The sequence below is a fragment of the uncultured Shewanella sp. genome, from assembly GCF_947501225.1.
Lineage (GTDB): Bacteria > Pseudomonadota > Gammaproteobacteria > Enterobacterales > Shewanellaceae > Shewanella.
The window spans coordinates 49,654-71,079 of record NZ_CANMUW010000006.1 but is presented as its reverse complement, the minus strand read 5'-3'; the positions used below and the strand labels follow the sequence as shown (position 1 = coordinate 71,079).

19 protein-coding genes are annotated in these 21,426 nt (G+C 50.9%); 6 read left to right on the top strand and 13 right to left on the bottom strand.

Going from position 1 to position 21,426, the window contains the following annotated elements; all coding sequences use genetic code 11:
• Window positions 1-470 precede the first annotated feature (470 nt).
• Entirely contained in the window at window positions 471-854 is a 384-nt protein-coding gene (locus Q1B47_RS10645; RefSeq protein ID WP_299792945.1) for a TM2 domain-containing protein, read from the top strand.
• A 431-nt stretch (window positions 855-1,285) separates the two neighbouring features.
• Here the strand turns inward: Q1B47_RS10645 and Q1B47_RS10640 are convergent, their stop codons facing one another.
• Entirely contained in the window at window positions 1,286-2,587 is a 1,302-nt protein-coding gene (locus Q1B47_RS10640; RefSeq protein WP_299792942.1) for a multiheme c-type cytochrome, read from the bottom strand.
• Between the two features lie 190 nt (window positions 2,588-2,777).
• On the bottom strand, window positions 2,778-4,442 hold the full coding sequence (locus Q1B47_RS10635) for a methyl-accepting chemotaxis protein (protein WP_299793596.1): 1,665 nt from the start codon (window positions 4,440-4,442) through the stop codon (window positions 2,778-2,780).
• A 405-nt stretch (window positions 4,443-4,847) separates the two neighbouring features.
• On the opposite strand from Q1B47_RS10635, the gene Q1B47_RS10630 reads away from it, so the two are divergent.
• The 3 genes from Q1B47_RS10630 to Q1B47_RS10620 are packed head-to-tail and all read left to right on the top strand — an operon-like array spanning window position 4,848 to window position 6,991.
• Window positions 4,848-5,585 carry a basic amino acid ABC transporter substrate-binding protein gene (locus Q1B47_RS10630; protein ID WP_299793594.1) on the top strand — a complete coding sequence of 246 codons (738 nt, stop codon included), beginning with the start codon at window positions 4,848-4,850 and terminating at the stop codon, window positions 5,583-5,585.
• A gap of 7 nt (window positions 5,586-5,592) precedes the next feature.
• Window positions 5,593-6,273 (top strand): amino acid ABC transporter permease, encoded by a 681-nt coding sequence (locus Q1B47_RS10625; RefSeq protein ID WP_299792940.1) that lies wholly within the window; start codon window positions 5,593-5,595, stop codon window positions 6,271-6,273.
• Window positions 6,266-6,991, top strand: coding sequence for an amino acid ABC transporter ATP-binding protein (locus Q1B47_RS10620; protein WP_299792937.1), 726 nt, complete (start codon window positions 6,266-6,268; stop codon window positions 6,989-6,991). Before Q1B47_RS10625 ends, Q1B47_RS10620 begins: the two co-directional genes overlap by 8 nt.
• A gap of 127 nt (window positions 6,992-7,118) precedes the next feature.
• Here the strand turns inward: Q1B47_RS10620 and Q1B47_RS10615 are convergent, their stop codons facing one another.
• Both Q1B47_RS10615 and Q1B47_RS10610 read right to left on the bottom strand, forming a co-directional pair.
• A complete protein-coding gene (locus Q1B47_RS10615; RefSeq protein ID WP_299792934.1) occupies window positions 7,119-7,742 on the bottom strand; it encodes a hypothetical protein in 624 nt (207 codons plus the stop codon).
• A gap of 348 nt (window positions 7,743-8,090) precedes the next feature.
• Complete coding sequence (locus Q1B47_RS10610; RefSeq protein ID WP_299792931.1) at window positions 8,091-8,456, bottom strand: response regulator; 366 nt, start codon at window positions 8,454-8,456, stop codon at window positions 8,091-8,093.
• Between the two features lie 356 nt (window positions 8,457-8,812).
• Here Q1B47_RS10610 and Q1B47_RS10605 point away from each other — a divergent pair, with 356 nt between their 5' ends.
• A complete protein-coding gene (locus Q1B47_RS10605) occupies window positions 8,813-9,469 on the top strand; it encodes a LiaF domain-containing protein (RefSeq protein ID WP_299792928.1) in 657 nt (218 codons plus the stop codon).
• Window positions 9,470-9,573: 104 nt separating this feature from the next.
• Here the strand turns inward: Q1B47_RS10605 and Q1B47_RS10600 are convergent, their stop codons facing one another.
• The 7 genes from Q1B47_RS10600 to Q1B47_RS10570 form a co-directional block, all read right to left on the bottom strand.
• Window positions 9,574-9,774, bottom strand: coding sequence for a hypothetical protein (locus Q1B47_RS10600; protein ID WP_299792925.1), 201 nt, complete (start codon window positions 9,772-9,774; stop codon window positions 9,574-9,576).
• Window positions 9,775-9,835: 61 nt separating this feature from the next.
• Window positions 9,836-12,709: an assimilatory sulfite reductase (NADPH) flavoprotein subunit gene (locus Q1B47_RS10595; protein WP_299792921.1), complete on the bottom strand. Its 2,874-nt coding sequence runs from the start codon at window positions 12,707-12,709 to the stop codon at window positions 9,836-9,838.
• Between the two features lie 234 nt (window positions 12,710-12,943).
• A complete protein-coding gene (locus Q1B47_RS10590; RefSeq protein ID WP_299792917.1) occupies window positions 12,944-13,228 on the bottom strand; it encodes a tetrachloroethene dehalogenase in 285 nt (94 codons plus the stop codon).
• A gap of 2 nt (window positions 13,229-13,230) precedes the next feature.
• On the bottom strand, window positions 13,231-14,637 hold the full coding sequence (locus tag Q1B47_RS10585) for a reductive dehalogenase (protein ID WP_299792915.1): 1,407 nt from the start codon (window positions 14,635-14,637) through the stop codon (window positions 13,231-13,233).
• Window positions 14,638-14,723: 86 nt separating this feature from the next.
• Window positions 14,724-15,704 carry a LysR family transcriptional regulator gene (locus tag Q1B47_RS10580; RefSeq protein ID WP_299792913.1) on the bottom strand — a complete coding sequence of 327 codons (981 nt, stop codon included), beginning with the start codon at window positions 15,702-15,704 and terminating at the stop codon, window positions 14,724-14,726.
• A gap of 249 nt (window positions 15,705-15,953) precedes the next feature.
• Window positions 15,954-17,036 (bottom strand): rhomboid family intramembrane serine protease, encoded by a 1,083-nt coding sequence (locus Q1B47_RS10575; protein ID WP_299792911.1) that lies wholly within the window; start codon window positions 17,034-17,036, stop codon window positions 15,954-15,956.
• Between the two features lie 30 nt (window positions 17,037-17,066).
• Entirely contained in the window at window positions 17,067-17,651 is a 585-nt protein-coding gene (locus tag Q1B47_RS10570) for a hypothetical protein (protein ID WP_299792909.1), read from the bottom strand.
• 406 nt (window positions 17,652-18,057) lie between these two features.
• On the opposite strand from Q1B47_RS10570, the gene Q1B47_RS10565 reads away from it, so the two are divergent.
• Window positions 18,058-18,921: a pirin family protein gene (locus Q1B47_RS10565; RefSeq protein WP_299792907.1), complete on the top strand. Its 864-nt coding sequence runs from the start codon at window positions 18,058-18,060 to the stop codon at window positions 18,919-18,921.
• A 41-nt stretch (window positions 18,922-18,962) separates the two neighbouring features.
• Here the strand turns inward: Q1B47_RS10565 and Q1B47_RS10560 are convergent, their stop codons facing one another.
• Together Q1B47_RS10560 and Q1B47_RS10555 are read right to left on the bottom strand one after the other, a co-directional pair.
• The gene (locus tag Q1B47_RS10560) at window positions 18,963-19,892 is read right to left on the bottom strand and encodes a hypothetical protein (RefSeq protein WP_299792905.1); all 930 of its coding nucleotides are present in this window, start codon (window positions 19,890-19,892) and stop codon (window positions 18,963-18,965) included.
• 43 nt (window positions 19,893-19,935) lie between these two features.
• Window positions 19,936-21,417, bottom strand: coding sequence for a protein adenylyltransferase SelO (locus Q1B47_RS10555; protein WP_299792903.1), 1,482 nt, complete (start codon window positions 21,415-21,417; stop codon window positions 19,936-19,938).
• Window positions 21,418-21,426 lie beyond the last annotated feature (9 nt).

The window sequence follows — 21,426 nt, the reverse complement described above, 5'->3', positions numbered from 1 at the left end:
AACAGCTGAATAACCATTCAAAAAAACCAAATAAAAAGTCAGCGCATTTAACGAGGTTCAAACTAGCATAAAGGAGAAGCACCTTTTGACTTTACAGCCCGCTAATCTGCAAGAGATGTTATTTCAAAAGTTGAAAGCACAGCACGACAGCGTAATAACAAGGCAAGAGCAGAGGTATCGTCACCCCGATACTCTTTTAGGGAGGGGTGACGGGCTTTAATCTTCTAAGCCTTCGCGGCTAAAGCCGCTCCTACAGGCTAGCCGCCCCCAAGTCTGCTATCCTCATCTCTCTTGCTGTGTCTCTTTCTGAAACTCATTTCTACGACCCCACTTAACAAAAGCCCCCGTTTAGACCTTTTACTCAGCTTTATTTTATTTTTGTGAACTGTGCACCTGTATTTCAGCGCACACTTGTACACATAATTAGCCATAAGCAATTTTTTGACTAACCTATGACACCGGAGTTTGTAATGAAAAGCAGTGACGGCTCATTCTCACATCATAAAGAGTCGCAGTATAGAGAGTCTCAATGTACACAGTGCAGCCATGAGCTAGCACCGGGTTTAGTCAGCTGCCCTCAATGTCATACCGCGATGGGGTTCGAAGCTTTTGCGGGTGTGGACCCGAATATCCGCATTAAGAATCAAAAACTGGCGATATGGTTTGGTTTCCTGTTCGGCTGTTTCGGCGTACACAAGTTCTACTTAGGTCAATATCTTAAGGGCAGCTTGTACCTGATATTCAGCTGGACGCTGGTACCTATGGTTGTCGGCTGGATCGATGCAGTACGGACGATGAAGATGAGCTCGTTTAACTTTGAGAAGCGCTATTGTCGACGGGTTGCCTATTATTGAGCCCGAATAATCGGGATTAGGGATTAGCCTGATCGCGGACTTGAGTCAGGCTTCGCCTGACAAACGTCGTGGAATTCCATTCCCTTCTTGCAATAAAGAGCAGGACAGGAGGGGGCGGGGGAGCAATAGCAACTCCAAATATGTCCATATACAAAGGCCAGTTCGGCATCCATATACATCCTGAATCAGGCCAGCTCAACATCCTTGTCTCGCGTTCATAACGAATGGCTTTGCCATATTCACCCTCTCGCTCATAAACACAATTACCTCAGGTGATTATTCGCCTTCCAACGGGGACAAGTTGTAACTTTATGCCTCTTTCGGTTTAACCAGAGAAAGTTTACTCTAACCACATTTATTCAGAATATATGAAAACGCCTGTCGGTATGACAGGCGTTTTGTTGCTTGCTCAGCTTATTCTGTATACCAAGTTAGCGGGCCGAGGCCGACTTGCCGTGAGCTGCGCGCATCTCCTTCGCTTTCTCTTTTATCTCCTGCAGATCTCTCACCATCTCACTCCAGCCATACCAGAGGGCATAGTCGGGGTTGGCGTGGAATGCACCCTGGAAGCCGCGCATGCGGTGCTTGAGGTGCATCTCGAACAGGGTTTGTTCTATGGTGGTCGGTGCATCCTGGAAGGTTAACAGATCCGGGAAGGCGTAGGCATAGCCGTCTGGCTTAGCGATGATGCCGTCCTGATAGAGCCCGGCGATGATGCGTATCCCTTCTGCCAGCAGATGGTCGAGATCGCGGATAAGCTTATCGGCGTTTTCGAGCTCGTTACGGGCAAAGTTTTCCGAGTGACACTCACCGCAGACGGCCAGCATCTTATTACGCTCCTTGTCGAACGATGCCTTATCCAGGCGGGCAACGTCGGCAGCCTTGACCACGTCGAGTCGTCCAGTGGGTTGGCCCTTTGGATCGAGCACGCCCAATGCCTGCAAGATGGTGATCTGATCGGCTTTCCACTGCTCATCGTCTTCCGGCAGCGGCAATCTTACCGCCAGGAAGCCCCAGGCGGTACGCACTTCATGGTCGCCGTCGACCATATGGCATGTCTGACAGGTTGGCGCCGGTGTGCCTTCGGGCAGTACGCCGTTTTGCTTCAGCAGATAACGCACACCATGCTTGGACGATGACCACATCTCCCATTGCGGGTGATCGAAACCCATATGGCAGGTCTGACAGGCCTGAGGCTGCTGCGCCTCTTTCACCGAGAAGGTGTGGCGGGTGTGGCAGGCATCGCAGGAGGCATGACCAAACTTGCTGCCCTGCTCTTTGAGCTTGGCGATCTCGGCGTCGGTTTTGATACCCAGCTTATGACAGCCTGTACAACCCTTCATTCCCTGGTTCAATGCCATAGGCTGCGCATGAGTAGTAGGCATGGCATTGACCGCAGCCCACGCCAGAGCATGCTTGCCCTTAGAAAACTGCTCCAGACGATCGTCATGGCAGCTGCCACAGGTTTCGGCTGTGATGGTGACTAACTTGTCTACATCCTTAGCCGATGAGTGGTCCCCTTCGTGACAGGTATCGCAGCCTACATCATTCTCGCTGTGACGGCTCAGTTGCCAGTCCTTAACGGCGTTGGGCGTGACCTCCTTGTGGCATGACACGCATTTGTCGGCTGCGTAAAGTGGCGCACACAGCAGTAATATCAGTGAAACTAACAATCCCCTCATCATATCCGCCTTTTTTATGTGGTTATAGTGACAAAAAGTATAGTCAGCCATTGCAGAGTCGCCAGTTTGCTCTATGAAATTATTGAAGATTTTTATATATACGATGAGGTAGGGTTTGATTGCAAAAGATTGAAGAACAAAAAATCGAATCGATAGCAGAGCACCAGCTGAAACAGGAAACTATTTAACAAAAAAAGGGAAGCATATGCTTCCCCGTTCTGATTAACTCAACTCACCATGGTTAAACTTTAAACTGCCCAACCAGCTCGGCCAGATTATCTCCCTCATGAGCCAGCTTCTGACTCACTCCGGATGTACTTTGGCTAGAGCTCATCAACTCATTGACGATATCCTGAATCGCAAACACGTTACGGTTGATCTCTTCGGTCACTGAGCTCTGCTCGGTTGCTGCTGCGGCTATCTGTGTACTCATATCGTTAATCGACGTTACCGCCGAGGTTACCGCTCCCAGGCTCTCGGAGATCGCCCTCGAGGACTCAACCGAACGCAGACAACTCTGCTGACTTGAGTCCATGGTAGTTACGGCCTGCGAGACCAGATTGTGAAGCTCACTGAGCATCTCATTGATCTCTAAGGTACTGGCCTGAGTCCTGCTGGCTAAACTTCGCACCTCATCGGCTACGACGGCGAAGCCCCGGCCCTGCTCGCCCGCTCTGGCCGCTTCGATGGCAGCATTAAGCGCCAACAGGTTAGTCTGCTCGGCGATGCCACCGATCACTGTCAGCACACTGTTGATCTTTTGCGACTGCTCACTCAACGAGTTGATATGCGCTGCGGCGGAGTCTATTTCTGACATCAAAGATGACACTTCTGTCAGTGAAGTATCGACACACTCCTGAGCCGTGGTGACATCCCCGGTTGCCGCGAGCGTCGCCTCGGCAACCTGAGAGGTATTTTGTGCCACCTCACTGGCCGTCGCCGACATCTCGGTAATGGCGGTAACCACCTGATCTGTCTCATTGTTATGGCTGCTCAGTTGATCGGCCATCATCAAGGTCTGACTATTGATATCACCGGCACCACTCTTGACCTCCTGAGTAACATTGGCAACATCCCGGATGATCCCCTGCAGCTTATCGACAAACAGGTTAAATGCGCGGCCAAGCTGCGCTATCTCATCGCTGCCCTGAACATCCAGTCGCTTAGTCAAGTCTCCCTCGCCCCTGGCAATATCTTCTAAATTGGTTACCATGTTTCTTATCGGATTAACCATAATCTGAGCAAAGTAGAGCACGGCAACCGTAGTTAGCAGTACAATGATGAGTACGATAATCAGCACGGTTATCGCCTTATCCTGCATATGCTCAGTGATAACATTCCGGTAATCGCTAACCTCACGGTCGATATCATCGACATAGGCACCGGTGCCTATCACCCAATCGGTACCGGGGATCATCTCACCGTAGCTTATCTTCTCAACCAAACCACTGACACCCGGTTTGTCATTGTGATAACCGAAGATGCCATCACCGCTTTTCGCCGCCTTAAGCAGACCAACAATGACCTTCTTGCCATTGGGATCTGTCATACCGATAAGATTCTTTCCCTCTTTATCAGGGGTTGCGCCATGAAAAATATTGACCCCCTGCTCATCATAAATGAAAAAATAACCTGCCTGACCAAAACGAACCTGTCTCAATGCCGCTTTTACATCTCCCCGCTCTCCCAATGACAGCTGGTAGGCAACGATCTGAACGGCGATCTCGACCTCCTCTTTTAACACAGCCTTGCGGTCTTCGATTAACTTATCCTGAAAGGATGCGATGTTTTGTTCCAGATTGTTGGATTCGATGTTGTAGGTGATTACCATTAAGCAGATAAAGATCAGCGCTACCGGTAAAAGGGCAAAAAGCAGCAGTTTATTCTTCAAAGTCATGTTCATAATTATTTTTATCTCTCCAGGAAGCGCTTTTACAATACGTAATACAAAAACAATCCCTGTCATCTCTCTAACAATATATACCTAAACATACAAAAAAAACCAATTGTTATAACAAGATCACAAAAAGATATAAAACATGATACGTGCACGATCGTACCAATTAAAACCACAACCTTCTGCTTAACTAGTTATTCACTTATCACTACTATATCGATTACTCAACCTGGACACACAACAAGCCCATAAGCATGTTAAGCCTTGATTACGGACACTACCGAAAGATTAATTATTGAACATTTAAACGAGATGTAGTGAATCAATAATCATTTTTTACGCATAATTATTGACTTCATTTTATATCGGCTTATAGTCGTTGCCAGTTGAGTATTTTGCTGATGAGAGTAGATGATGAAGAAGTCGATGTTGTTTTTGGGAAGCTTAGCTTTAGCCGGCATGATGATGCTGGGCGGATGCGGTAAGAGTGATGATGTGCTTGTGGTTGGCACAAACGCGGCGTTCCCGCCTTTCGAGTATGTCGGCGGGGTGAGCGGCGATGAGATCAAGGGCTTCGACATCGACCTGGCTCGACAGATTGCCAAGGATGCGGGCAAGACACTGAAAGTTGAAAACATGAAGTTTGATTCGCTTATCGTTGCGCTGAATGCGGGCAAGGTCGACTTTATCGCCTCGGGTATGACGATCACTCCTGAGCGTCAGGAGAGTGTCAACTTTTCAAAGCCTTACTACGAGGCGACACAGGTGGTGCTGGTAAACAAAGACAACACAAGCATAAAGAGTGTCGACGACCTTAAGGGAAAGCATATCGCGGTTCAGCTGGGTTCCACCGGCGATATCATGGCCAAGAGTTACAGCCAACAGGTCACCGCCTTCAACACAGGTTTCGAGGCGATCATGGAGCTTAAGAACGCTAAGGTTGATCTGGTGCTATTTGACAGTGAGCCTGCGGCCAGCTTTCTGGAAAAGAATCCGGGACTTAAGATGCTTGAGCTGGATTTCGAGCCCGAATTTTATGGCTTTGCGGTCGCCAAGGATAAAGTTGAGCTGTTAGAGAGCATCAACAACACCTTGAGCTCGATGAAACAGAGTGGCGGCTATGACGCCCTCGTCAACAAGCATATGAAGTGAGCCGGTGATGATAGACGCAATTAACGCTTCACTGTTTACCCCAATAGGGGAAGATGGCTTAATCGGTATTTACCTCATCTTAAATGGCCTTAAGGTCACCCTGATTGTGACCTTCTTCGCCATGATCATCGGCTCGATTCTTGGTGTAGCGACCACCTTGATGAAGATGTCATCGAAATGGTATCTGAGTTGGCCGGCCCATATCTATGTCAGCATTATTCGCGGCACGCCGGTGGTTGTACAGTTAGTGATCCTTTACTTCATCGTGCTGGCCGCGCTCGATGTCGATAAGATCACCGCCGCCATCATCGCCTTCGGCCTCAATAGCGGCGCCTATATCTCTGAGATCATCCGCGCCGGGATCCAGGCAGTGGATAAGGGGCAGATGGAGGCCGCACGCTCCCTGGGCCTGTCCCACGGGGCAACCATGAAAGAGGTGATACTGCCACAAGCCGTTAAGAACATTCTCCCTTCGCTGGGTAATGAGTTTATCGTGTTGCTGAAGGAGACGGCGGTAATAGGCTTTATCGGTGGGGTCGATCTGATGCGCGCCGGCGAGATCATCCGTAGCCGTACCTTCGAAGACAGTGTGCCGCTGTTTACCTGTGCGCTGATCTATCTGCTGCTGACATATATCTTCACCTTCTTGCTGTCAAAATTCGAAACGAGGTTAAAGCAAAGTGATTAAGATTAATAATTTACATAAGAGCTTTGGCGATAACCAGGTGCTGAAGGGGATAGACGAGCAGATAAGCCATGGCGAGGTGGTCAGTGTTATAGGCCCCTCGGGCAGCGGCAAGAGTACCTTTTTGCGTTGCATCAACCTGCTTGAGCAGCCGACCCAAGGGGATATATTTATCGATGGCCAATCGATCACGGCGCCTGCTGCCTGCATCGATAAGTTAAGACAGAAAGTGGGCATGGTGTTTCAAAACTTTAACCTCTTCCCCCATAAGACGGTTAAGCAGAACATCACCCTCGCCCCGGTAAAGCTTGGAGTGATGACGGCAGAAGAGGCCGATGTTGAGGCTGTAGCACTGCTTGAACAGGTCGGTCTGAAAGATAAGGCCGATGCCTATCCGGCCAGCCTGTCCGGAGGCCAGAAGCAGCGGGTCGCCATCGCTCGCGCCCTGGCGATGAAACCTGAGCTTATGCTGTTCGATGAGCCCACCTCGGCGTTGGATCCCGAGATGGTCGGTGATGTCCTCGATGTGATGAAGTCGCTGGCCAATAAGGGGATGACCATGGTGATAGTGACCCACGAGATGGGCTTTGCACGGGACGTGTCGGACAGGGTCATCTTTATGGATGGCGGCGTTATCGTTGAAAACAGCGAGCCCGATGCTTTGTTCAGCGCACCGAAAGAGGCGAGAACCCAGGCCTTCCTGAGTAAAGTGCTGAGGTAAAGCGTTAGGTAAGAGTGTCGAGGTGCTAGTTTTTAAGTGAGAGTACCTAGGAAAAGTACCAAGATCGCCTCCCCTTCTATCGAACCATAACAGAAGGGGGGGCCAGTGAACTCTATCCGCGAGAATATCAGAGGTACTCTTCGCACTCTTCGCCTTTCTTACACGCCTTTTCTTTGCGCTCTTTGGCCCTCTCCTTGGCTTCACGCTGGCGCTCTTCCGCCTCTAAGCGAGCTTCACGCTGTCGCTCTTCAGCGTCTTTACGGGCATCACGGTCATACTCCCTGGCATCCTTACTCACTTCCCGTTCACGTTTTTCGGCCGCCTTGCGGGCATCACGATCATACTCTCTGGCATCCTTACTCGCTTCCCGTTCACGTTTTTCGGCGGCCTTGCGGGCTTCACGGTCATACTCCCTGGCATCCTTACTCGCTTCCCGCTCACGTTTTTCGGCGGCCTTGCGGGCTTCACGGTCATACTCCCTGGCATCCTTTTTTGCTTCCCGCTCACGTTTTTCGGCGGCCTTGCGGGCTTCACGGTCATACTCCCTTGCATCTTTTTCCGCTTCTCGCTCACGTTTCTCGGCGGCCTTGCGAGCCTCTTTCTCACTCTTTTTCTGCTCCTTCATCGCCTTCTTCTCTGCCTTCTTTTCAGCCTTCTCAGACTTAGTTGGCGGCTCTGCCATTGCGGCCGGAGCGAGCATCATCAACGAGGTGGATACGAGTAATGCTTTTACAAACTCAGACGCTTTCATAGAGTAACTCCTTTTAAACTGCGTTATCGCTCCCGGTAACGCCATCAACTAACAAGATTAAAAACGGTTATTTACCGCGCTCACCCATAAAGAGTACGCCAAAACAGAGATGTTAGGAATATGTTAAGTTCAAAGTCGGTAGGATATTCATTATCTGTTTCTCCGGTGGTTCAACAGATAAAAGCGGGAGAATACAGAAAGCAAAAACAGAGGAGCGAGGAGTCTCTGAGCGACAAACGACAGACTCATGTGAGGGTTAGCTTAACAATAAGCAGTCAAGCACCCTCCACCAGGTCTAAAGAGTAAACATGTTCAAACTCCGCCATTAAGCAGAGACAAAGTTGATGGCTATCGGAGGTATTTTTCGAGTTTACCCTGTATCACATTTGGCATGATAGGTTTATTGATGTAATCATCGGCGCCAAGCTTGATAGCAAAGTCTCTGTCGGAGCTCTCGACTAAGGTGCTGATCACTACCACAGGGATACTGCTCCGCGATGGCTCCTCCTGAAGAAATTTAAGCACCTGATAACCATTCACTTCCGGCATGGTGATATCGAGCAGGATCAGATCCGGGGCCTGTGAACGCAATATATCGATGCCACCACTGCCGGAGTTGGCGGTAGTCACATCATAATCGTCGCCTAACAAGGCGAGTAACACCCCGGTACACACGGGATCATCGTCAATTATCAGTACTTTACTCTTGTCCATTCCACCCACTCCAAACCATCACTGTTGCCTACATTGTATCCAAATTAAGGATAAAAGATACCCGCTAATCGGTGTCGTTCATCTGAGTCATCGGCGCTGTGCTACACCCGATGATGCCACTCTTAACAAGCCAGTACAGCTTACTCAACTAAACTTGTACCTAAGCTGACTTAAGCAACTTTATCTGTCAGTTTTCACCAACTATCGGTTAATTCTACGACCCATAAAAAACGTAAAAGTTTAATCTTATGTTTTTAAAAGCTAAATTTACTGGCTTGAAATTTGCTTACTTTTCGCTCAGGACATTTTCGTTTAATCATATAAACTAATATTTCATCAGTAAGAGGAGTGACAGCATGGATGTGATCCTTGAAGATCGTCCCATTGAGCAAGTACGTGAAGAGGTGATCGATCAGTTGATCGTCAACTATAGCCATGGTGTCATCTCGGCAGAGGCCTTCGAGCGCCGACTCGACGATGCGATGAACTCCTCCTCCCACCGGGAGATACTCGAGCTGGTTGCCGACCTGTCCCTAAAGGCGGACACCGACTACAACAACAGAAAAGAACATCAATTCACCCCCGGCTACTCGAATAAGACTCAGGATGAGGCACTCACATTAAACTCTGTTCTGGGGAATAATGAACGCAGCGGACAGTGGCAGGTACCTAAGGTGATAAATGTTCGCAACATCTTAGGTGAGTCGACACTGGATTTCAGCGATGCCATCTTTCAGCATCAGCATGTCACCATCAAGCTACATTGTGTACTGGGTGGCGCTGTCATCTATGTTCCGGAGGGGATAAATGTGGTTTGCAAGAGCTACGGCATTGTCAGCAGCATAGAGAATCGGGCACCATCACTGGCAAGCCGCCAGGCTCCCGTCATCACCATCGAGGGCAAGGTTATTTTGGGTTCTCTTAATGTGTCAATCAAGCGCACCATCAAAGAGAAGTTTATCGAGTTTGCCAACAATCTGAAGAGTGCATTCGATATGAAGGGGCAATACTAGCTCACGACATAGCCGCTATCATCGCAGACAGGAGTGACATCGAACCCATATCCTTATGGGTCGATGTCGGGGAGATGACTGTAAATAGCTAATACCGATTGGCATTACTCAGCGCCTGAAGCGGCCTCTATTCTGTCGATGGCGATAACGATCACCTCCTGACGCTGAACCTCCTGAAACGACTCATAGAAATAGCCGAAGATGAGCAGCAGGGTGATGAGTCCCAGGCCGAAACTCATCTTTGTTTCGAAGGTGCTTATCTTTTTGCCGCTCTGTTCGTGACCCGTATTGTTTGATTCACTCAAAATCGGTGCCTCATAAGTTAACTGTAATTGCACTGCTTGCACGTCTGTAAAGAGACGAGCGCTAGTAGACGTCTTTCAACAGGCGCTTTTCACGTTTAAGGCGCTCGAAATACTCCATCGCCTCCTCCGCTGAGCGCTCTCCATGGGTCTCGATCACCTGCATGATGGCGCTCTCAACATCGGCCGCCATGTGCGAGACATCGCCGCAGATGTAGATATAGCCACCCTGCTCGAGCCATGCATAAAACTCTGCACCCTGCTGCTCGATCCTATGTTGAACATAGATCTTCTGTTGCTGGTCCCGAGAGAAGGCAAGATCCATGCGACTCAATGAACCGCGTTCCAGGTACTGCTGCCATTCATCCCGGTAGAGGTAATCCAGCGCTTCGTTTCGGTTACCGAAGAAGAGCCAGCTCTTGCCCCTGTGTTTTTGCGCCGAGCGCTGCTGCATGAACCCCCTGAAAGGCGCGACACCGGTTCCCGGACCGATCATGATCACAGAGGCGTCGTCATGCTCGGGCAGACGGAAGTGTTCATTCTCCTCGACGAAGACCTTCACCTCTGCTTCCACTGCCAGTCGCCGACCAAGGTAGCCGCTGGCTCCCCCCACATATCGGTGACTCTCGGTGCCATGTTCACGCTGGTATTCGACCACGGCTATGGTCAGATGAACCTCTTCCCCCACCTCGGACTGACTGGAGGAGATAGAGTATTTTCTTGGCGTCAGCCTGCGCAGGGATGACAGTAACTGCTCCGCCGTTAGCCTTGCCGGATACTGACGCACCATTTCGAAGATCTGATGGCGGCGCGCATAGTCGCGCATCTTGTCAAAATCAGCCGCCAACTCAGCCAACTCGGCTTGTTGGCTCAGGGCGGCATACTTTTCTATAAAGCCCGGATGGCACTGGGTCAGCTCATAGCTCTCAATCAGGGCCTGCTCTATGGTCACCGGGGCGCCGTCTACTTCGACCTCGGTATCTGCCGGGATAGATAGACTGGAAAGCAGGGCCTCGACCTCAGCCTCATCATTCTTAAACCATACACTCAGTAGATCCCCCGGTTGATAGCGGATCCCCGAGCCTTCCAGTGACAGCGCGATATGACGGAAATCTTTTTCACAGCCGTCGGCTGCCAGTGCTTCATTAGCCAGCAGGCGGGCCGGGTACGGACGAGCCTTGTTGTAGTATGCCTGCTCCGCCCCGGTCGATTCGGTAGGCATCACGGCATTGGCGCAGCTGGACTCCAGTCGATTTTGCAGTAACTTAATGACCGACGTGATCCATGCATCTGCCATGGCCTCGTAGTCGACATCACACTCCGCCCGCTCATGCAGACGCTGTGCACCAAGCTCGGCCAGTCGCTCGTCGAAGTCGATGCCAGTCTGACAGAAGAAACGGTAGCCGGTGTCGCCCAGCGCCAGTATCGAATAGGAGAGGTTCGGCAGCTGAGGCGCATCGTCACTGAAGAGGCTGTGATAGAAACCTTCGGCGCTCTCCGGGGGCTCCCCCTCACCATAGGTACTGGTCACTATGATCAGGTGGCTTTCACGCTGCAGGTTATCGATGTCGTAGTCGGCCATGGATTGAATCCGCACCGGCAAACCATTGGCATCGCAATTCGCCTTTAACTGATAAGCCAGATGCTTGGAGTTACCGGTTTGCGATGCAAACAGTATGGTCAGGGTATCGGTCGCCTTAGAGTAGCTCTCGAAGCTGCTTTGCGGATCACTGCTGACATTCTTCACTAAGATGTTGCCTGCGGTGCGAACCGTGGCATGCTGTAAACGCACCGCCTCGGACAGATACAGACCTACCGGACAGAACAGGCGGCACCAGAACTGAGGCACGAAGAATGACCCCAGCAGACTGAAAGGTAAGATATACCATTGAATACCCATCCCCTGCAGCGAGAACATCATGCCGAAGGGTTCATAGGATCCCAGAGCCGGATGGCGTGACAGGAAGATGAGGATAAGCGCGAACCAGCTCAGACCATAGATGACACGTCTGGCGTTTCTGGCCATGCCCGGTCGCAGAGCCAGCTTGATGCCGCTGATCTTTTGCAGCAGATCCTGGATGACGCTGAATGGACAGAGGTAGCCACAATAGAGGTTGCGCCCCAGAAAGATGATACCGGCCAACACACCACCGACGATGATCCACCAGATGGGATACTGCCTGAACTCCGGCACATAGCCCATGACAATTCCGGCCAATGTTCCCAGGCTAATGGAGGCATTCACATAGAAGCCGACGAAAGCCAGGCTGGCAAAGGGCAGAATAATTTTGAACGGCTTGGCAATATGCCTCGGCGCGTAAACGACCACCAGCACCATCAAAAACAGGCCGACCATCAGTGCCTCATTGAGCCCCGGCGACCACTCGACCTCCTTCCAGCTTTTCTCGTAACCCAGATGGTTTTCGGCCCCCTTGTGCAGGGCTCCGGCAATCGCCTTGGTGAAGCCTTTGGAAGAGACGGTCGCGCCGGAGATGCCATCGACATCATCGTCTATCAGAAAGTTATCGGTAACAGATTTATTGATAAACTGCCTGAAAAAGTTGTTATTAATCAGCTTCTGCAGGTAGGCGGGTGTCTCTTTATGTGACAGTACCACCACCTCTTTGATTCGGGCTGTGTTCTCACCTTTCTGGGCTCTCACCCCCAGTACAAACGGGCCGCCATAACCGGTACCGGCCGCGATGACTACGGCCTCGCCCTCGCTTGTATTTTGGCTGTTCTCACCCGGCACAAATACCACAGGCAGGCTGGTATAGTCTTTGGAGGGAACCAAATTGAAATTGGTATAGTGAGCCTTAGCCATCGTCAGATAGTCGGGTTTAGCCGCTATATGGCCTATGATGAAGGCTAAGATCAAGGTGCTCCATGCAAACAAGAGCCACAGTTTCTCTAGATGGGGGCCTAAGTTCTTTTTCATGAAAGTCGTTGGTTGTTTGTTCATCAGCGAAGGGTAATTAAGATAACAGGGGTCGTCTGTAAGCCAGTTCACACTTGCATTTTATCGGGTAACATTGCTATGACTTACTGTAGTGATTTTCTCTTTTTTCTAGCCCGCTATTGCTCAGTTGACTGTAAGTCATCTCAATCGCAGCGGTCGTTATGCTCTGGAGGTGTGACATCATCGAATACACCACACCTCCGGCATTTCAAGCTAGTTAAGCGAGCAATTCTTCGGCTTGATAAAGGCACGCCAGGTGCCACTGAATATCAGCAGGCCACCGAGTCCGAATATCAGCAGCCCCATGGCACCGGATCTGGCCTCGCCCTCGGCGAATGATGCCCATGACCAACCGAAGCAGACTAAAAGAGTGCAGGCTGAAATGAACAAGCCAAGGCTTGCTTTCCAGTCGAGTCGATAGTGACGCCCCAGCCATAAGTAACCGTTCCAGGCAAAAATGGTCAGTGCTCCCATCAGGTACCATTGCAATCCCATCATGACTAATCCTCCTTATTCCAAAACAGTTTGGTCGCCTTAGCCACATCCATATCGCCATAACCAAACAGGGTGTCCATATCCTTCATAAAGGTGTGAACCGGGCCTTTGGTGAAGGTGTTGGATGCATCGATCAGGCGATGATGCCAGAAATCCGGCTTATTCCACGGACATGCCTTGATGCAGTTTGTGCAGGCGACGGTATTATCGGCCCAGAACTTGAAGCACTTCTTGGCATCGTTGTAGAACTTCTTAACCCCGATCTGTCCGGCCCAGGCCAGATCCGGATTGTCGGCCCCCTCGTAAGTGGGCCTGAAACCTGGCTTATCATCGAATGTGATGGCTTTGGAAGGACAACGGTCGGCACACAACTTACAATGCTCGCAGAACTCCATGATGCCGAAGTTTCGTGGCTTGTCATATTCGACAAAATCAAAATCGGTGATCACCGCCGAAATACGGACTCGTGGCCCCAACCCAGGTGCCACCAGGGCGCCGTTTCGTGCACCTTCACCAAGCCCCGCCATGATGCCGTAAGCCACTTTGTTGATAGAGTCATTGTGCGAAGCTACCGCCTTATAGCCCAGACGCCTAATAAAGTCGGCCAATGAGCCCGCCTTCACCGCCATGTCGGTATACCCCTTGTTGACGGCTCCCACAGAGGCGGGAGACGGGGAGGTCCTAATCGCATCGTAGTCCATCTCGTGCAGCATGACGATTACAGTCTTGGGCTTAAAGGGATACTCGTCCCAGGAAACCTCCTTAGACTCGAAGATGTTGTACATTGGCTCGTAGTTCCAGCGGGGATCGTTATAAGTGATCCCAACCCGGGTGGCGCCGAATAGCTTAGCGGCGCGCTTGATTTTGGTAGCCGCCTCTTTCTTGGAGGTAAACTGCCACTTCACCGGCGCAAGGTTCTTTTGGGGCCAGCCACAGATCCCAGGAGCATCCGGCATGCCGAATTTGGCCATCTTGCCCAGGTATTCCAGCGGGTGTGAGGCCGCACAGAAGAGTGCCCAGTCTATCTGCTGGTAACCGGGGCGTGCATTGTCCCACTGCTCAGGGCTGCGGGTATAGTCTGACGCGGCAAACATACCATCTTGAAACGACCACCCCTCTTCGCCGATCAAATCAGAAAATGCCTTATCCCGGTTAGGAAATTCGGCCCGGTTCCTCTCTGAACCACCTTGAGAAAAGATCCAGTTGCGCTGACTAAAAGGCTTGAGCACCTTATCATCAATTGGCATAGGGAAGCCCCCCTCGAAGGGAACCCCCTCGACTCGATGGCTGATAAAAGAGCCTGCGCCGCCCACAGCCGCAATACCGGCCGCCACCGCACTGAGCCTGAACATCTTACGACGGGACGGATCCGCCGGTGCATCGGTGGAATTGTTATCCTTCTCTGTAGTCATAGGGTTACCTTAATTAACAACATGTTTATGTCGCCGGAGTATACCCATGATTTTTATATGGTTTTAGTAGCGCCAGTCGAAACCGTTTATGCACTTACTGCATGACCGTTGCGCAGGAAGCGGGTCAGCTCCTCCATAAAGACTTTGACTTTGGGGGAGAGGAGTCGTCGGGACGGATAGATGGCGTTAAGGGTTATGCTTGTCGCATAGGCACCATCAAACAGCCTTACCATCTTCCGCTCAGGATCGGCTTTATCGATGAGAGGTGTTGGACACCAGATCACCCCAATCCCCTGCAGAGCCCAGTCTAACGCCGGAGTGAATGTCTCGAATGTACTCAGCGCATTGATGATGACCGAATTGGATTGGCCGTTTTCAGTCCAGATCCAGCCCTTGTCCTGTAAAAACGGGTTTCTGACATACAGGCAGTCGTGATAGCTGAATTGACGTGGGTGCTCCAGTGTCGGGGCCCTTGCCAGGTAATTTGGATTGGCAAAAAAATCAAGCTGGTACGCTTGCAGCGGCCGGGCTGTCATCTTGCGATCCGCGGGAAGAAAGAAATGCAGCATCAGATCCATTTCGTCACACTCAAAGCTCTCGGCTTGCAGCCGCACCGGGGAAACATTATAAAAGTTGAGCCGGATTTTCGGGTACTTTTGCAAAAAGTCCGCAAAAAAAACGCTGTCGATTGTTTGCAGTAACCAGAGTGGTAGACCCACAGTTAACAGGCCCTCAGGCTCCTCTCTGGTCTGCTGCACGAAACTCAGGGTACTGTCGAAATTGGCCATCAGTTGCAGACTGTGCTGCAAAAATTGTGTCCCAAGTTCAGTCAGAGTCACAGTGTGGGTCGTGCGCTCGAACAGCCTCAGGCCCAGACTATCCTCCAGTCGACGAATACGACGACTGGCAGTAGGCTGGCTAATGCCGGATTGCTTGGCTGCGGCACTGAAACTGCCCAGTTTGGCGACCAGATTAAACAGCTTTATCTCATCTAACCTGAGTTGACTGGCCAGCTCTTGGGGCGTGCTTTGTTGTTGAGGGGGGCGTCTTCGTTGCATAGTTTTCATAACTCTTTAGTACCTGCCAACCCCTGAATCGAGGTTGTGATTTATTAGCATCGAAGGGTAATTAAGATAACAGGAGTAGTAAGTAAGTCAGTTCACAGATACATTTTATCGGATAGTGTTGCTATGAGTTACTACAGTGATTTTGTCTTCTATATGAGATGCGGAAGCCCTAAACAAAAAAGAGTCCAGACATAGTCTGGACTCTCCCTTAATGCACACAGTAATGTAAGCCCTAACGCACAGCTCTGCCTATCGGCTTACCTTCACCTCTGGCTCATTCATCATCGCCAGCAAAGGGTTGCAGTGCATCACCTTAGCTTTCAGCGCCGCGCCAATCACAAGGCCCGCAACGAAACCGCCGATATGCGCCCAGTAGGCCACGCCCTCACCAGCCATGACCAGGCCTAATATGTTAAAGGCCAGCCAGATGGCAAAAAACGCCATGGGACTGAGCTTTCGCTGGTAGATAATGAACATAAACGTCAGGCTGGCATGGCGGAACCACATCAGATACATGCCGAACAACCCGGCAATCGCACCGCTGGCCCCCACCATATAGACCCCCGAGCCGGGTTCGGCGATAATCTGCGCTGCCGCAGCCGCAAAGCCACAGAGCAGGTATAAGCCGAGAAACTTCATCCTGCCCAACGCATCTTCAAGGTTATCCCCAACCACGTAGAGGAAATACATATTGCCCGCTAAGTGCATGATGTCGCCATGGAGGAACATGTGACTGAGCAGTGACCAGGGATGATGCCCGGCGAGTAGTTCACGGGACTGCATGGCAAAGTTTGCAAACACCCTGTCTGTGGCTTCGAGATTAAAGCCGTAGCCCATGAAGATCAGGATATTGAGCGCCAGCAGCAGGTAAGTGATCACCGGTCGGGATTTCGGCTTAAGGCTGAACTCCACCGGCATCTGCGACAGAAACTGAAACAGCCAGGTCTTGACGCTGATCTTAGCGTCGAGCTCGGCGAGCAGCTGCTTCACCATGGGAGACTGCACCACTTTTTGCCTCTCATGTTCATCGATCCACACGCCACTGCAGCGGTGGCATACGTCGACCTCGATCTGGTAACCATCCATCAGATGATAGCGCTCCATAGAGCAGTTGCAGTGGTTACAGCGACGAGTCGATTGACCAAGGCGTTGTCCCAGAGTCTCCTCTACCCTCACCTTATCATCACCATTATCGGCCTTGGATAACGCGGCATTCAGCTCGCCGTTTTCAAACCACATGCCGCCACAGGATTGGCAGCAATCTACCTCTTCTCCATGAAAGTCATACACCTTCATCACGCTCTGGGGGCAGTCCGGACAGGATATTGTCATAGTTGTTTTCTCTCAGTATTTCTCTCGGGCTTAATCTACGTTGATCTCGTTACGCTTCAGCTCCAGGGCCAGGGCGGTGTAATTCCTCTTCAACGCAGGCAGGGTCTTGTCGCTGACCTCCTGAGTGAGGGCTTTGAGTAAGCCGCCACCATATTGAGAGCCGTAGGTTCTGGCTTCGATCTTGGAGACGATTTCTGTCGCCTTCATATAGAAGCGGCGCGTGTCTGACAATATCTGTGAGGGTGTTTCCAGGGTATTTGGGGAATAACGCATATTTTCCCACACGAAGCTTGCGAGCACAGGGTGGTGATTCTTAATCTCATGGGTCGATTTACCCGAAATAAACTCAGCGTAGTCATTGATGATGGTGACATTATCATTGAGCTCATCATAGAGCGCATGGCGCAGGTAGTAGTTGTTCTGCTGATTGGTCAGGTTATCGAAGGTAATAGCCTGAGAGAGCCCCTCCTGAGCGGCCAGGTAAACACCTGCCACGGTAGCTATAATCATGAAGATCTGACTGATCCAGAAGCTGGTCTTGACCAATTCACCGTTATCGAGTCGGGGAAAACGTTTAACAGGCGCACTCGCGTCCTGCTTCGGGGTGATATCCATATCGTGCAATACTCCTCATTGTTGCACAGCCAAGGCTCTGACGAACACACTTTGACGGCAGAGACTTAGCTATTTCGATTTAGCTATTTCAATTTTGCTGTCTCAATAAGACCGCGCCAATTTTCAGAAGCAGGGATACTAACATAAACAGATGGAGAAACGTCACTTAAAAACAATATTATTCACAATAAAAACAAGCGTTAACAGAATGTTTCATCGTCAATTTATCACCTGAAAATTCACTCATGCTTTCTCCGTGTACTGCCTTCGGTTCAATTCTATTAAATCGAATAATTTGCATACATTTACGCGATATTTGTTCGATACTTTAATTGTTAAGCTGTGACTCATCGGCTCGTCGTTAACCTTTTTGATGGTTAGCCAGAGCACAATTGAGGAGTATTTCATGAGAGTCATAAATCAATTTTCCGCCAGACCGGCAATGGATGGCGATGGGGTAAATATTCGTCGGGTAGCGGACTTTATGAATACCAGGTTCGACCCTTTCCTGATGCTGGATGAGATAAAGTCCGATGACAGACAAGATTTCATCGGCGGCTTTCCACCCCATCCACACCGAGGTATCGAAACCTTCACCTATATAAAAAAGGGTGGCTTTGAACACAGAGATCAGTTAGGTCATGTCAAAGCGATTCGAGCCAAAGATGTGCAATGGATGAGTACCGGAAGTGGGGTGATCCATTCCGAAATGCCCCTGGCCGATGCCGATGAGGGGCTGCATGGCTTTCAGATCTGGCTCAATATGCCCGCAAAAGATAAGATGCGTCCGGCCAGGTATGAAGACAGTAGTGACACCACCAACCCTGAGTCAACGAATGACAAAGGCGCTGTTTTGCGGGCTCTAGCCGGTAACTGGGCATTCGCAGGACAGGAAAGTATTGGCGCCCCGATACAGGAGCTGGCTGGTAAGGCCGCGATTGCGGATCTGATGCTACCCACTGATTCAATGGCCGAGTTGGAACCGGGCAGCCATGAATTTGTCGGCCTCTACCTCTACGAGGGAACGCTTATCGGCAACCATGACTCCCTTGATGAAGCTTATGCTGCGGGTCAATACTTGATTCTGGATAACCGGGAGCAGCTCAAGCTTGAGGCCGGCCCCGATGGAGCCGGGCTGTTACTGTTTACCGGACAACCTATCAAAGAGAAGATCGTTCATATGGGGCCCTTTGTGATGAACTCCCGGGCCGAGATAGAGCAAGCCATTGAAGACTACCAACAGGGACGCTTCGGCGAAATCCCACGCTAACCATCATACAGCACAAGAGGCATCAATCTCTTGTGCTCAGATTACCGACTTCCCGGCAAAGTCTCATACAGCCACAATGATTTATTATTCAGTAACTTCCGACTCATAGGGGAGAGGTTAGGATTATCTATCTCAAAAATTTTACGGCTTTTAAGCTTGGCCCTTTTTAACATCTCTGCCGTGGTCGGATGGCTGTAGAAGAGCTTATCGAAACTGCCGTCTTCGACGGCACGTTCGAGTCCGGATTCGATACGACGGGCAAGCTGCTCATTCTCCTTATTAACGAAAAAATAGATGGGCGCTGTGTACTTAATCAGCAGCGACGACTCAACCTCAACATCACTACGACCTTCGACCTCACTCCAGGGTTCATGCAATGCCCGTGGAAAGGCATCGAACCGACCCTTTGAGAGCATATCGATCAGGGTGCTACTTTTCCCTCTCATCACTGTAAAACCTTGAGATTCGAGAATATCGCTGTCGGGCCAATCCTGCCCCTGCCCCAAGGTAAGTGTCTTTAGCTCTGCCAGGTTATCGATCTGCCCAAAGCGCGTCTGCTCGCCACTGCGGATCAGCGAGATCCGGTAACCCATCAACCCCTTCATCAAAGGTACATAGATGGCCCTTAACTCCTGCTCCCGCGGCTTGGACGTCATGGTCCACATCACATCGATTAACTGCTCATCGGCAACGAGCTTTATCCTTCTCCCCTGAAGCGTTTCAACAAAAACAGGTTCGAGCAGAAAAGGGCCAAACTCTTTCCTGCTCTTCTCTAACGCCAGTTTGAGCACATCGATATAGTAGCTCTGTTTTGAGTCAATATCCCCTGAGGCGACGTTGTACCGGACTATTACAGGAGCATTCTCTGTCGTATCCACATCAGGCTGCTCAGCCGCATAAAGAGAGGCTGATATCAAAAAGTTAGTGAGCACGAGCAAAATCGACAGGCAATAGATACGGATTGCAGACATTTCACTTCCCTATTAGAGTCTAAGAGTCCCCGTTCAGCATAACCTAAGTACCGCAATAAGTCGTGTAACGGCCAAAGCTCTCGGGCGCAGGCCTGGCGTAATCGTCGGCGTCAAGCTGCGGGGTATAAGGGGTCGATAGCACGGCAACTAACTGCTCAAACGGCTGGTAATCACTGTCTTGCTCGGCCGCCTCGATGGCATGTTCGACCAGGTGGTTTCTGGGAATGTAGAGCGGATTAGCCCCGTTCATCATCTCTACCCGCTCAGCCGTTGACAGGCTCTCCCGGGCAAGTCGCGCTAACCAGGACTCCCGCCACCTGAGAAAGTGTTCTGCATCGTTAAACAGGGTTTGGCTACCGCTGTTGCCACTCGCTAAGTCATCGGCTAATTGCCGAAACAGCAGGGTAAAGTCCACCTCCTGATCTGACATCGATTCCAGTAGCTGCTCACATAGCGCCAGATCGTCTTCCTCCTCCGTCGATAAGCCTAACTTAACTCGCATGCCGGAGAGCCAAAATCGATGAAAGCTGTCCCAGAATCCGGTCACCGCTTCACTAGCCTTAGTTATCGCCTGTTCACGTTCGTCATCTATCAGCGGCAACAGGGTTTCGGCAAATCTGGCCAGATTCCACTGAGCTATGACCGGTTGATTATTATAGGAGTAACGTCCCTGCTCATCGATAGAGCTGAATACGGCATTGGTGTCGTAGTTATCCACGAAGGCACAGGGGCCGTAGTCTATGGTCTCCCCGCTGATGGTCATATTGTCGGTATTCATCACACCATGTACGAAGCCGACCAACAGCCATTTGGCGACTAACTCAGCCTGCCTGTCACGAACCGCACAGAGAAAATCCAGATAGGGTTGCCGGCTCGCTTTCAGCTCAGGGTAGTGGCGTGCTATTGCATAGTCGGCGAGTTGCCTGACCTTATCCAGCTCACCACGTGCGGAGAAAAATTGAAAAGTACCGACCCTAAGGTGACTCGAGGCTACCCGGGTGAGCACGGCACCGGGCAGATACTGAGTACGCAATATCGGCTCACCGGTAGTGACCACGGCCAAAGCCCTGGTGGTTGGAATATTCAGGGCGTGCATCGCCTCACTGACTATATACTCGCGCAATACGGCGCCCAGTACCGCCTTGCCATCCCCCCGGCGTGAAAACCTGGTCGGCCCCGAGCCTTTCAGCTGTAGATCCTGTCGCTTGCCATCACTATCCAGCACCTCTCCAAGCAGCAGTGCACGGCCATCCCCCAGTTGGGGCGTAAAGCCACCGAACTGGTGGCCGGCATAGACCTGTGCCAGTGGCAGCGCGCCGACAGGGGTTTCACTGCCCGAAAAAACGGCGGCTAACGCGCTGGGGTCGGTATTGGTCAGGCCGATGTTCTCAGCCAGAGATCTATTTACCTTCACCAGTTCCGGGCTTGGGGCCCTATCCCCCGAACAGGCAACATAAAACCCCTCCAGCTCCTCAAAGTAACTGTTGTCGAATGTTAAACCCAGGTCTATTGCTATGCTGCTCATGATCTGTAT